The sequence below is a fragment of the Pseudobacteroides cellulosolvens ATCC 35603 = DSM 2933 genome, assembly GCF_001262605.1.
In the GTDB taxonomy this organism is placed as follows: domain Bacteria; phylum Bacillota; class Clostridia; order Acetivibrionales; family DSM-2933; genus Pseudobacteroides; species Pseudobacteroides cellulosolvens.
The window spans coordinates 1218583-1232134 of sequence record NZ_LGTC01000001.1 but is presented as its reverse complement, the minus strand read 5'-3'; the positions used below and the strand labels follow the sequence as shown (position 1 = coordinate 1232134).

General features: G+C 34.3%; 10 protein-coding genes. All 10 read left to right on the top strand.

The features are described 5' to 3' along the window. Window positions 1-41: 41 nt before the first annotated feature. The 10 genes from Bccel_RS05090 (at window position 42) to Bccel_RS05045 (ending at window position 13475) form a co-directional block, all read left to right on the top strand. Window positions 42-1001 (top strand): alpha/beta hydrolase, encoded by a 960-nt coding sequence (locus tag Bccel_RS05090; protein ID WP_036940509.1) that lies wholly within the window; start codon window positions 42-44, stop codon window positions 999-1001. A gap of 60 nt (window positions 1002-1061) precedes the next feature. Continuing rightward, a complete protein-coding gene (locus tag Bccel_RS05085; RefSeq protein ID WP_050753142.1) occupies window positions 1062-2612 on the top strand; it encodes a spore germination protein in 1551 nt (516 codons plus the stop codon). Window positions 2613-2691: 79 nt separating this feature from the next. Then, entirely contained in the window at window positions 2692-4242 is a 1551-nt protein-coding gene (locus Bccel_RS05080) for a spore germination protein (protein ID WP_036940507.1), read from the top strand. Window positions 4243-4247: 5 nt separating this feature from the next. Continuing rightward, window positions 4248-5405: a Ger(x)C family spore germination protein gene (locus Bccel_RS05075; protein ID WP_036940505.1), complete on the top strand. Its 1158-nt coding sequence runs from the start codon at window positions 4248-4250 to the stop codon at window positions 5403-5405. A 3-nt stretch (window positions 5406-5408) separates the two neighbouring features. Beyond that, on the top strand, window positions 5409-5618 hold the full coding sequence (locus tag Bccel_RS05070) for a hypothetical protein (protein WP_036940503.1): 210 nt from the start codon (window positions 5409-5411) through the stop codon (window positions 5616-5618). Window positions 5619-5625: 7 nt separating this feature from the next. Continuing rightward, window positions 5626-6711 (top strand): GerAB/ArcD/ProY family transporter, encoded by a 1086-nt coding sequence (locus Bccel_RS05065; protein WP_036940501.1) that lies wholly within the window; start codon window positions 5626-5628, stop codon window positions 6709-6711. A 95-nt stretch (window positions 6712-6806) separates the two neighbouring features. Next, on the top strand, window positions 6807-7451 hold the full coding sequence (locus Bccel_RS05060; protein ID WP_050753141.1) for an MBL fold metallo-hydrolase: 645 nt from the start codon (window positions 6807-6809) through the stop codon (window positions 7449-7451). A gap of 29 nt (window positions 7452-7480) precedes the next feature. Continuing rightward, window positions 7481-8317 (top strand): DUF1848 domain-containing protein, encoded by an 837-nt coding sequence (locus tag Bccel_RS05055; RefSeq protein ID WP_036940498.1) that lies wholly within the window; start codon window positions 7481-7483, stop codon window positions 8315-8317. An 83-nt stretch (window positions 8318-8400) separates the two neighbouring features. Further along, entirely contained in the window at window positions 8401-8583 is a 183-nt protein-coding gene (locus Bccel_RS05050; protein WP_036940495.1) for a DUF6472 family protein, read from the top strand. 77 nt (window positions 8584-8660) lie between these two features. Next, a complete protein-coding gene (locus Bccel_RS05045; protein WP_036940492.1) occupies window positions 8661-13475 on the top strand; it encodes a diguanylate cyclase in 4815 nt (1604 codons plus the stop codon). The last annotated feature ends 77 nt before the right edge of the window (window positions 13476-13552 follow it).

Here is a 13552-nt window from a genome sequence, read left to right as displayed (position 1 = left end):
ACTGCTTGTTTTTTAACATATTAAAATTGGAGGAAGAGAATATGAAAATAAAAAGCAGTATGATTGATAAGGATTTAAGAACTATGGGAAGAATCTTTAAGATATTTAACAGCACTTTTACTGAATCAAGATTGAGACTATTTAGTAAGCTTTGTAAGATAAAATTTAAGGTAAAAGATGATACCATACAATTCTCCGAAAAATACATTCCTCGTAAAGACGGTTCAAATATGCGTGTTTGTGTATTTAAGCCGCTTAAGCCCGAAGAAAATGTTCCGGGAGTTCTCTGGCTGCATGGAGGAGGGTATGCAATTGGCTTTCCTGAGCAGGCAAAGACAATTGCAAAAAAGCTGATTGAAGTAAGCAATTGTGTAGTTATAGCTCCAGATTATCGCATGTCCATTGAAGCACCATATCCAGCTGCCATAGAAGACTGCTATGATGCACTTTTATGGATGAAGAACCACGTAAAAGAATTGGGAATCAAGGATAACCAGTTGATGGTAGGTGGTGACAGTGCGGGAGGAGGATTAACAGCTTCCCTCACCCTTTATGCAAGGGATAAGGGGGAAGTATCTGTTGCATTTCAAATGCCATTATATCCAATGTTGGACGATCGAATGACTAGTGAATCTGCAAAGGACAATAACGCACCTGTATGGAACTCCAAATCCAACTATTATGCCTGGAAACTATATCTTGGGAAATTATTCGGCAGTCATGATGTGCCTTGCTATGCAGCACCTGCCAGAGCACTGGATTACAGCAAGCTCCCTCCGACATTAACCTTTGTTGGCGAATTGGAGCCATTTAGGGATGAAACCATTCAATATGTAGAAAATTTAAAAAAAGCCGGCGTTCCCGTTGCGTTTGAAATATATAAGGGCTGTTATCATGCTTTTGATCAGATGTGTCCCAAAGCTGAGGTAAGCAGGAAGGCTACAGCTTTTTTGGTGAATTCATTTAAGTTTGCGGTAGAGCATTATTTTGCAGAACAATAAGAATTAATATTTTCAAACAACTTGGGCAAAATAAGGAATAACATTTAAGGGTGATAAAGCTTGTTTGGAAAAAAGAATAAAACAATAGCTAATAAATCGGTGGATAACAGTAAAAATAAATATAGCAATATGTGCCTGAAAAAATCTCTTGAAGATAATATTTCATTAATTCAAAATATCTTTTCAGGTGATGAAATGCTGGTTACAAGGAGATTTCAAAATAAGCATTTAGAGGAAGCAAAGTGTTGTGTTTTATATTTTGAAGGTATGGTGAATAATGAAATCTTAAATGAAAATATAATTCAACCCATTTTGAGCAACAACCTGGCAGAAGAAATAAATTCCGGAAATTTGCTGGAGGAATTGCAATGTAAGGTAATTGCATCAAACAATGTAAAAATAACAGATGGTTTAGACAACATAGTCAGCTCTGTAATAGATGGGGATACCATATTTTTACTTGAAGGCTATAACATAGCCATGATAATAAATTCTAAAGGCTGGAAGTCAAGGCCAATAAGTGAACCTCAATCAGCAAGGGTGGTTCGTGGACCGAGAGAAGGGTTTACTGAATCAATAAATGATAACCTGTCTTTAATTCGGCGAAAAATTAAAAATCCTGATATGAAGTACAGATTTAAAGAGCTTGGAGAGAGAACAAGGACAAAAATATGTATCTGCTATATAGAAGGATTAGCGTTGGAAAGCATAATTAATGAATTGGAGCGACGACTTGACAAGATGGAAATTGATGCAATACTGGATTCTGGTTATATACAGGAATATATAAGGGATGAGCCATTTTCTCCTTTTGAAACTATAGGTGCCAGTGAAAGACCAGATGTAATAGCAGCAAAGCTGTTGGAAGGAAGGGTGGCTTTATTTGTTGACGGCAGTCCTTTTGTCCTTACAGTACCGTTTGTATTGGCAGAGGCTACCCAGTCAAATGAGGATTACTATAACAATTATATTTTTTCTACAATTAACAGGATTTTTAGGACATCAAGCACAATACTGGGAATAAGTATTCCATCTTTATTCCTTGCGGTAACGACATATCATCAGGAAATGCTGCCCACTCATTTGCTTCTTAGTATAGCTGCTTCACGTGAAGGAGTTCCGTTTCCAACGGTATTATCACTTATTGGCATGCTTCTTATTTTTGATGTATTAAGAGAAGCTGGTGCAAGAATGCCTTCAACTATAGGTGAGGCAATGAACATTGTTGGTACGCTGGTATTGGGGCAAGCTGCTGTTGAAGCAAAACTGGTAAGTGCACCAGTTGTTATAATAACAGCATTAACTGGCATATTAACACTTATGAATAAAAACCTTATCACAATGGCTATGATATTCAGGTTTTTATTCATAATAGCAACTTCTGTTTTGGGTATTTATGGGTTCATATTGGGGTTTATAGCCCTGCTTATTCATTTAATGAGTATTCGTTCCTTTGGTGTTCCGTATACTTTAGGCCTTACCTCTTTAAAAAACCATAATGGTCAGGATATATGGATACGTGCTCCCTGGTGGACTATGACACTAAGGCCGAAAATCATAGGGGCAAAGAATCTAGTCAGGCAATCAAGAGGAAAATCCAATAAGAAATAATTAGTACAATAAACAGCTATTATTAATATTTTCAAACAACTTGGACAAAATAAGGAATAACGTTTAAGGGTGATAAAGCTTGTTTGATAAAAAGAATAAAACAATTGATAATAAATTGGTGGATAATAGTAAAAATAAATATAGCGATATGTGCTTGAAAAAATCCCTTGAGGATAATATTTCATTAATTAAAAAAATTTTTTCAGGCGATGAAATGATGGTTATAAGGAGATTTCAAAATAAGCATTTAACTGAAGCAAAGTGTTGTGTTTTATACTTTGAAGGCATGGTGAATAATGAAATCTTAAATGAAAATATAATTCAACCCATTTTAAGCAACAATCTTTCAGAAGAAATAAATATCAGGAATTTGCTAGAGGAGTTGCAATATAAAGTGATTGTGTCAAACAACGTAAGAATAACAGATGGTTTAAGTGACATAGTTAGCTCTGTAATAGAAGGGGAAACCATATTTTTACTTGAAGGTTATGAAAAAGCTATTATAATAAATTCTAAAGGCTGGAAGTCAAGGCCGATAAGTGAACCAGAGTCAGCAAGGGTGGTTCGTGGACCGAGAGAAGGGTTTACTGAATCAATAAATGATAACCTGTCTCTAATTCGAAGAAAAATTAAAAATCCTGACCTAAAGTACAAATTTAAAGAGCTTGGAGAGAGAACACGGACCAAAACATGTGTATGCTATATAGAAGGATTGGCGTTGGAAAGCATAGTAAATGAATTGGAGCGGCGTATTGATAAGATGGAAATTGATGCAATATTGGATTCGGGTTATATACAGGAATATATAAAGGATGAGCCATTTTCTCCTTTTGAAACGATTGGTACCAGTGAAAGACCTGATGTAATAGCAGCAAAGCTCTTAGAGGGAAGGGTAGCTTTATTTGTTGACGGCAGTCCATTCGTCCTAACAGTCCCATTTATATTAGCGGAAACCACGCAGTCAAATGAGGATTACTATAACAACTACATTTTTTCTACGATTAACAGGTTTTTAAGAACTTCAAGTGCAATACTGGGTATAAGTGTTCCGGCTTTATTCCTTGCTGTAACAACATACCATCAGGAAATGCTGCCAACACATTTGCTTCTAAGCATAGCAGCATCCCGTGAAGGTGTCCCGTTTCCAACAGTATTATCACTGATTGTAATGCTTCTGATTTTTGATGCTTTAAGAGAAGCTGGTACAAGAATGCCCTCGCCGATAGGTGAAGCAATAAATATTGTCGGTACGCTGGTATTGGGGCAAGCTGCTATTGAAGCAAGGCTGGTAAGTGCCCCAGTTGTTATAATAACAGCGTTAACCGGAATATTAACGCTAATGAATAAAAACCTTATTAGCTCCACCATGATAATAAGGTATTTATTTATTATAGCAGCTTCTGTTTTGGGCATTTATGGGTTTGTATTGGGTTTCATTACCCTTTTTATTCATCTAATGAGTATTCGTTCCTTTGGTATTCCCTATACTTTAAATATTACCTCTTTAAAGAACCATAACGGACAGGATGTTTGGGTGCGTGCTCCATGGTGGACCATGACACTAAGGCCCAAAATCATAGGGGCAAAGAATTTAGTCAGACAGTCAAGGGATAGATCAAGGAGGAAATAATCTACATGCGAACTATAAGAATAATACTTATTTCAATGTTTTTTTTCTTGAATTCATTTCTTGCTGCGGGATGCTGGAACTACAGAGAAATCGACCAGTTGGCAGTTGTTGCCGGAGTTGCAATTGATAAAGGAAAAAACGAAAAATTCACCATTACTGTTGAAATCGTAGAAACCACCAGTGGGAAAGAGCAGCAAACAAAGTCTAAAACAGTAACCATAGAGGGAAAAACCATATTTGATGCAGTTAGACATGAAATATCTTTAATAGGAAAGAGAATTTACTGGAGCCATGCAAAGGTGGTAATAATAAGCAAGGAAATAGCAAGGGATGGAATTTTGGAAGTTATAGACTGGTTCAACAGGGATGCAGAGACTCGTTCAGATATACATATTCTCGTATCAAAAGAAAAAAGTGCCAGGGAAATATTGAATGCCAAGGGGCCGACTGAAGAAGTCACTTCTTTTTTATTGGATGATGTAATTACAAATGAAAGAAGTGTTTCCAATGCTCCTCATATAGAGGTGTGGCGATTTACCAATTCTTTAGCAGCTAAAGGTGTTGGTACAATTGCTGGAGCTGTTGACTTGAAGGAAGAAAATGGACAAAGTCGCCCGCATATTATGGGAACTGCAATTTTTAAGGATGATAGACTAATGGGATTTATTGATGGAGATGAAACAAAATACATGTTATTTATACAAGATGAAGTAAAAGGCGGAGTACTGGTTGAAGAAATAAATAGTAACGGAGGAAAAGTTTCGGCAGTTACTCTTGAAATATTCAAGAGCCATACAAAGGTTAATCCCGCTATTAATGATGGAAAGGTAGAAATGAAAATAGAGGTAGAAGTGTCTACTGCGATTGATGAATTAGGCAGTACAATAAATTTCATTGAGGATGAAGGGCGAATGGCATTGGAGGAAATGGCAGAAAAATCACTTAAAAAAAATATTGAGGGTATTATAAAAAAAGTACAGACCGAATATGGTGTTGACATATTCGGTTTTGGTACAAAACTGAAGGAAGAGAAAAACAAAGAATGGAAAACCATATCAGGGGATTGGGAAGAAAATTTTAAACAATTGAAAGTAAATGTAGAAACAAAAATAAACATCAAGAACAGTGCGATGCTTTCAAAACCGTTAGAGATAGGTGACTAATATATGATAATACTGGTTATTATATTGTATATAACATTGGCAATTTATGAATTTGTGCCTTTATATAAACAGAAACAGTGGAAGGACTTCTGGGTTAATGCTGCACTATGGACTTTTTCATTTACTATCGGTTCACTTATAGCATTAAATGTAGATATACCAAGCCCGGCACCTCCTATAAGGGAAGCAATTACTTCATTGTTTGGAAGGTAGGTATCAGATGTTCAAGGAGCAAATTAATGATAAAGAAGGAATTTGTCTATCGACACTTTTTATCATGGGAAGTTCTCTGATTATAGGTGTTGGCAGTGGTGCAAAAAACGATGCTTGGATCGCCGGCATTGTAGGTATTTTTATGTCTTTACCTGTTATATTTTTATATTCCAGGATTCTATCTTTATTTCCAGGCAAAGACCTGTTTGATATTATTAATATTGCATTTGGAAAGGTATTTGGAAAAGTTATTTCGCTTTTTTATATTTGGTATGCATTTCATCTTGGTGCATTGGTTATTAGGAATTTTGGAGAATTTATAAATACTGTTTCTTTACCTGAAACGCCAATGTTTGTTCCCATGCTTTTTATAAGCGTTGTCTGCTTGTATGTAGCAAGAATGGGTGTGGAAGTAATTGGTAGAATAAGTACATACTTTCTTCCTATTGTACTTTTTATAATCGTAGCGGTTAATGTTTTAGCAATCCCCCAATTCGATATAAGAAATATTAAGCCTGTTTTAAGTCAAGGTTTTGCTCCAGTAATAAAAGGAGGATTTTCAGCTTTTGCCTTTCCTTTTGCTGAATCTGTAATTTTATTAGGAGTTCTCTTCTCATTAAAAACAAAAAAATCACCTTATAAAGTTTATTTTACCGGAATTTTGTTTGCAGGTATTGTAATAGTATTTCTAACAATCAGAAATATTGTTATTTTAGGAGAATTGCTCGGACATTTGAACTTTCCTTCACATGTTGCGGTAAGCAGGATCAGTGTTTCTGAATTTTTACAAAGGATAGAAGTATCTGTTGCCTTTGTATTTGTTGTTTGTGCATTTACTAAAGCCAGTGTATGCCTGTATGTGGCAAGCAAAGGCATAGGTAAAATATTTAAATTGAATGACTACAGGTCAGTTGTAATACAAACCGGTTTATTGATGATTTTCTTATCATATACACTATATAAAAATATAATGGAAATGAGATATTGGGCTTATAATGTTTATCAATACTATGCCTTTCCCTTCCAAGTAATTCTACCCCTTATCATTTGGATAATAATCGAATTCAAAGCAAAGAAAATGAAAAAAGTCTAAAAACTTTCTATAAATATCACTTTTATTCCGTTTATTCTTTATAGAAAAATATGATATAATTCTTATGTGAAATTGGTCTGAGGGAGGTCATGATTATGATTTTTATACCTATAAGAACGATGAAAATTAATGATAATGTTTTTTCAATAAGAACTGTGATGGTAAATATGTTTGTGTTTAAGGACGGAAACGATATCATATGCATAGATACCGGGTTTAGCAAGTTGACTGTGAAGTATGCATTGAGAAAGTTTGGAATTGATCCATCATCTGTTTCAAATATCTTTCTTACACATTCCGACTATGACCATGCGGGATGCATTAAATTATTCACTGATGCTCAAATTCACTTATCAAAAGATGAAGAGCAAATGATTAACGGTACAACTCCAAGGGCTATGGGAATAAGGTATAACAGCAGAATAAAAAGACCTTATCATTTGTTACAAGATGGGGATATAGTTAAGGTGGGAAATATTAAAGTACAAGGCATTTCAACACCAGGGCATACTCCTGGTTCAATGTCATACCTCATAAATGATACATATTTGTTTGTAGGAGATACATTATCACTCATAAGAAACAAAGTGCATACATTTCCGTTTTTTATAAACAAGGACACGAAAACCCAAAAATATTCAATAAAGAAACTTGCAGGAATAAATAATGTAAAAGCCATGTTTACTGCACATTCAGGGTATACTGCGGATTTCCAAAACAGTATTTATTCCTGGAAATAAAAATTCTTAAATAAGGAAATAATTTTTTTATGCTAGAAATAATAAGTTGCAGTAGAAGAACCGATATTCCTGCTTTTTATTATGATTGGCTGCAGGAATGCTTAAAAGATAATTATGCAGCAGTTAAAAACCCTTATAATCAGTCAACATATGTGGTTGACCTGTCTCCGCAAAAGGTTCATTCTATATGTTTATGGTCAAAATCATACAAGAATGTTCTTAATAATCCAGGGTATCTGTCGCAATATAACCTTTATTTCCAGTTTACAATTACAGGCTACACCAAAATATTGGAATCCAATGTGATTGATACATTAGAAGCAGTCAGGCAGATGGAGAAGTTGGCTAAAAAGTATTCACCTTCGCAAATAAACTGGAGATTTGACCCCATTATTTTTTCCAGCGAGGGTGAGGAAATGGATGTGCCGGTTAATTGTGGGGCAGCTAGATTAAAGACCTTTGATGGTTTATGCAGAGATATTTCATCCTTTGGAGTAAATCGCTGTACCATAAGTTTTCTCCAGCTATACAAAAAGGTTGAGAAAAGATTAAATTCAAAGAAAATAAAATATCACATACCTACACTTAAGCAGCAAATTGAATTTGTAAAACAGATGACTGAGATTGCTGACAAATATGGAGTAAGGATCTATACATGTGCAAGTCCGCTGCTTGAGGGAATACCAGGAGTTAATAAGAGTCATTGTATTGATGGGGTGTATCTTGAGCAGTTGTTTGGTAAAAGAACGTCCAAAGCTAAAGATTCAGGGCAAAGAGAAGGATGCGGCTGTACAAGGTCAAAAGATATCGGGGCATACAATGGACAGCATTGCATGCATGGATGCCAGTACTGCTATGGGATGTAAAAATATTATTATAGATAACGAACTTATATAAATTTACAACTTAGTATCTATAGACTTAAGAAATTGATAATGGAGGAAAGAAAGTGAGCAGCAAAACAAACTGTGAATGTTGTATTAATTACAGCTATGATGAGGATTATAACTATTATGTATGTGAGATTAATCTGGATGAAGATGAAATGGGAAAGTTCATAAGCAATTCTTTTAATAATTGCCCATATTTCCAGTTCAACGATGAATATAAGATTGTACGTAAGCAAATGTGAATTTTTATCATTATTTTTTATGGTCTTTTTTCCGATATATAAATATAGTGCGTAGATATCACCTTTGGAGGCTATGTATGGATATCGGAGGAAAAACCATAAACAATAAATATAGAATCATAAAAAAAATCGTTGATGGTGAATTGAGTACTGTATGGATTGCTGAAAATTTGCATGATATCACAAACGTGTTTATAAATTTAATAAAAAAGGATTTATCAATAAGAATAGAGGATGTAATAAGGTTTAGAAACGAGGCTTCTGAAGTAGCCAAGCTATCTGTACCCGGCATCGAAAAAATATTGGATATTGGTGAATGTGAAGATTATCATTACGTTGTCATGGACCCTATTCAAGGAAAAAGCCTCCTGGAAATGATACAGGAGGGAAGGGTATTTAATATAGATGAGGCAGTAGATATTATATATGGCGTTTGTAATGCCTTAAACCATGTTCATGAAGCAAATATTATTCACAAGGATTTAAGACCTGGTAATATTATTGTTAATACCATGAGGGAAATAAATGAGAAGAATTTTGAAATTACATTAATTAGTTTTGGTATTGTGCATATCCTTAAATATAATTTAAATCGATCAAATAAAGTTATTGATATGCTTTATTATTCATCACCGGAGCTGAGCGGTGCTATAAAAAAGAGCGTAGATGAGCGGTCAGATCTTTATTCATTGGGTATATTATTTTATCAATTGCTGACAAACACTCTTCCATATGATGGGGAAAGTGCGAGTAGTGTTATTCACCAGCATGTTGCCCAAATTCCTCTAAGTATCGTAGAAAAGAATTCTAAAACACCACCAATATTGGAAAAGATAGTATTTAAACTTTTGGAAAAGGAACCTGAAAAAAGGTATCAAACTGTTCAAGGCTTGATTGAGGATATTAAAAAGTTTAAAAACGGACTAAATGATTTTGAGCCGGGGATGCATGACCGGCAGATCAAATTAAACTACAGGACAAATCTTATAGGACGTGAAGAAGAATTTCAAATACTAAAGGAAAAATTTGATGAGGCTCTAGCAGGCAAGGGTTCTATTTGCCTTATAGGCGGTGAGGCCGGCAAAGGAAAGACCAGATTGGCAGAAGAGCTGAGAAATTATGTGTATGAAAAGCAGGGTATATACATAAATGTAAAGAGCTGTCCAGGCGATGGCAAAATTCCATACTCTCCATTTAAAGAAGCATTGGATTCATACATGGAATATTTTAATAAGTTATCTGAAGAAGAAAAGGTTAACGTGCAACAAAGAGTTAAAAGTTTCGTGGGAAACTTAGGAAGTGTGGTTTTGAAGATAAATCCATCCATGGTACAGGCAATAGGTGAGTATGCACCTTTAAATGAACTTGAACCTGACAGAGAAAAAGACAGGTTTCAGATGGGTTTAACTCAGTTTTTCTCCGCATTAGGACAGATACATAAAGCAATGGTAATTCTCCTTGATGATTTACAGTGGATTGATCAAGCAAGTACAGATCTGTTAAAAGAGATTTCAAGCAATATAAAAAGTCAGCATTTACTCATAATAGGTACTTATAGAGATGATGAGATCAGTGAAGGACATTCTGTTGAAAAATTTATAAACTACACAAATGTAAATAAATTTCCTCTTGAGCAGCTTTTTATTAAACCCTTTGATATAAATAAAATGACCAGATTTGTTTCCAGCCTTTTATATGACAGAGAAGAAAACGTTGTGGAAATAGCCAGGTTCATATTGAGGAAGGGACAAGGTAATCCGTTTTTTTCCATAGAAATATTAAAACGATTAATTGATGAGAAGGTAATAACCCGTATAAAAGACAAATGGCAAATAGATAAAGAAGCTATTGAAAATCTTGAAGTTCCTTCGACAATTATAGATATTATTTTAAAAAGAATATCTGAACTTGATAATAAGGAAAAAAATATACTTTCACATGCTGGTGCAATTGGAAATAAGTTTGATATTCAAATCTTGTTCTCTCTTCTGGTGGAATATGATAGAAACGATATATTGAGGGTTATAGATAAAGCTGTTGGTATGCGGCTCTTGGAACAAAATTTGTATGAAAAAGGTAAAGTTTTCTTCGTCCATGATAGAATTAAAGAAGTCTTTTATAGAGATATTGAGGATAAAGAGAAAAGAGAACTTCACTTGAAAATTGCTCATATAATTGAGGATATTTATAAAGATCAAGTTGACAAGTTTGTATTTGATCTTGCTCATCACTATGAAAAAGCTGATGATAGGAAAAATGCTGCAAAGTGCATGTACCTTGCAGGAAACAAATCACTTGAGAATTGTGCCAATGAAGATGCAGTTAATTATTTATTGCAGGCTATAAATTACATGGAGGAAATGGGGCAAAAAGGAAGCAAGCATTGGAATTCATGTATGTTAAAAGTAGGGAATATTTATGCTACAACAGGAAAAACAAATGAAGCAATTGATATTTTTAAAAATACTATCTCCAATACCAAAAACGGCAATGAAACATCCCAGATTTATAGCATGATTGGAAATGCTTATGCAAAACATGGTGATAATGAAAATTGCCAGAAATATTTTGAAAAATCTCTAGAGTATTACGGTTACAATATAAAAAATAAGAGAGTTCCCCTTTTCATTGATATTTTAAAAGAAATTCTTGTTCATATAATTCATAGGTTTCATAAAAAGCCCCACCAGAATAATTGTGAAATTGATGACACACTGCTGCAGGTCTGTTTTTCCATGCATGCTGTAACATGGTCATATGCGATGACAGATGTCTATAAGATGATTTATGTAACATTAAAGACACTTAATTTAACGGAAAACAAAGGTCATAAAGGTAACTATCTTCCTATGAGTGAAATGAAATATGCCTGTATGTGTATGGCAATTCCTCGCTTTAACTGGTCAAAAGAATATTTTCTGAGAGCTTTGGACCATGCAGCAGAAATTGACGACCAATGGGCAATTGCAGAAATTTATCAGTTTATGAGTCATTATTATAATTGGATAGGAAATTTAACTGAAGGTATAACATGTGCTGAAAAAAGTGCCGACTTATTTAAAAAAATAGGAGATATAAAAGAGTTTAATATGTCCCTGAACCCACTTCTGCAAGGATACTACTACCAGGGTGATTACGATAATATGTTTGTTATAAACAGTCAATTTGAGGAAATTGCATGTAAAATCAGCGATAATTATACCCTGTGTGCCTCAAAAATTTTTTTCTTACAATACTTCAGGGATAAGGGAGATTATAAAGAGGCGGAAAGATATGGGCTTGAGTGCAGCAAACTTTCTTTTGATATAAAGGATTGGTTTAATTACTGCTCCATAAGTATTGAACTGGGAATTTTGTATATGGAACGTAATGAGATTTCCAAGGCTTTAGTATACCTTGAAAGAGCAAAAGAGCTCAATGAAAAGAGTAATTTTTTAAAGCAATATACAGTTTTAATTTATCACAATCTGGCAAATACTTACATTATGGACTATGCAAAAAACAAAGGCAGCATGGATAAAATTACTCAGCTTAAGAGCATTAGAAAAATTAAAAATATGTGCAAAAGAGCTTTGAAGGAAACAAAAGCATGGGTTCTTCATTATGGAGGTGCATTAAGGGTAAATGCCAGGTATGAGTGTCTTGTCGGAAATCTCAAAAATGCAGAAGAACTTCTTATAAAAAGTATAGATCATTGCAACAAATATAATAGGAAATTTGAAGCTGCAAAGGGATATTATGAATATGCCCTGTTATTAAAATTAACATTAAGGGAAGACGAGGCAAAGTCAAATTTTGAATGTGCTTATCATATGTTTCATAAGATAGGAGCAACAGCATATGAAAGGAAAGCTGCAGATTTTCTTGGTATAGATTATCGAAACACCAATTTGGGAGAAGGGTTATCAAAGGAAATCAGGAACTATCAAAGAATGTCATCATTCATGGCGTTAATAAGAAATATAAGCTCTATTTTGGAGATGAACACGCTTTTAGACAAAATTTTAATGACTGTTATTGAAGTTTCAGGTGCCCAAAACGGCTGTCTAATGCTAAAAAATGAAAAAAACGGTAGGTTGGAAGTATTAGCACAAAAAATTACAAGCGGAAGCATTAATGACATATCGGATCAGATAATTCAGATGGTATATGAAAAAGGAGAAGCATTGGTTAGTACAAATGTTTCTGAAGAAGAAAAATATTCAATATACCGAAGTGTTCTAATAAATGGAGTCAAATCGGTATTGTGTTTACCTATTAAGTCAAATGAAGAAATAGTTGGGATATGTTATCTTGAAAACAAGCTTTCAAGTGCGGTTTTTGCACCTGAAGATATTGATATGTTAAATTCTGTCCTGGCACAGGCGGCAATCTCCATAGAAAATGCAAAACTCTTTAAAATAGCTACTACTGATGGTCTCACGGGATTAATTTCACACAGGCATTTCAAGTTTATTCTTGAGAAGGAGATAGAAAGATGCAAACGATATGACAAAGTCTTCTCCCTTATTATGTTTGACGTAGATCATTTCAAAGCCATAAATGATACATATGGTCATCAAACTGGAGACTTGGTACTATCAAATGTTGCAACGACTATGAAAGAGGTGTTCAGAATTGCCGATATAATTGCTCGATATGGAGGAGATGAGATGGCAATTATTCTTCCTGAAACTGATGAGGCAAGTACTTTGATTTGTGCACAAAGACTTGTAGATGCTATCAGAAAAAAGGAAATTCATTATGAAGATAAAAAGATAATGATTACAATAAGTGCGGGAATAGCTTCATACCCAAAACATGCTGCAAGTCTCGCTACTTTAATCAAAGCTGCTGATACAGCACTATATAGATCTAAGGAAAATGGAAGAGACAGGGTTACGAAATTTTAAAGTTAATTCTTATGCTATAAAAAATAATAAATTTGCCGATAAAATCTATAATGGTTTTATATGGCAGGTAAGGAGGA

What these genes read in the sequence shown, in the direction of transcription:
- Bccel_RS05070 (WP_036940503.1), top strand. Translation starts at nt 5,409, where the DNA reads ATGATAATACTGGTTATTATATTGTATATAACATTGGCAATTTATGAA.
- Bccel_RS05075 (WP_036940505.1), top strand. Translation starts at nt 4,248, where the DNA reads ATGCGAACTATAAGAATAATACTTATTTCAATGTTTTTTTTCTTGAAT.
- Bccel_RS05055 (WP_036940498.1), top strand. Translation starts at nt 7,481, where the DNA reads ATGCTAGAAATAATAAGTTGCAGTAGAAGAACCGATATTCCTGCTTTT.
- Bccel_RS05060 (WP_050753141.1), top strand. Translation starts at nt 6,807, where the DNA reads ATGATTTTTATACCTATAAGAACGATGAAAATTAATGATAATGTTTTT.
- Bccel_RS05065 (WP_036940501.1), top strand. Translation starts at nt 5,626, where the DNA reads ATGTTCAAGGAGCAAATTAATGATAAAGAAGGAATTTGTCTATCGACA.
- Bccel_RS05045 (WP_036940492.1), top strand. Translation starts at nt 8,661, where the DNA reads ATGGATATCGGAGGAAAAACCATAAACAATAAATATAGAATCATAAAA.
- Bccel_RS05090 (WP_036940509.1), top strand. Translation starts at nt 42, where the DNA reads ATGAAAATAAAAAGCAGTATGATTGATAAGGATTTAAGAACTATGGGA.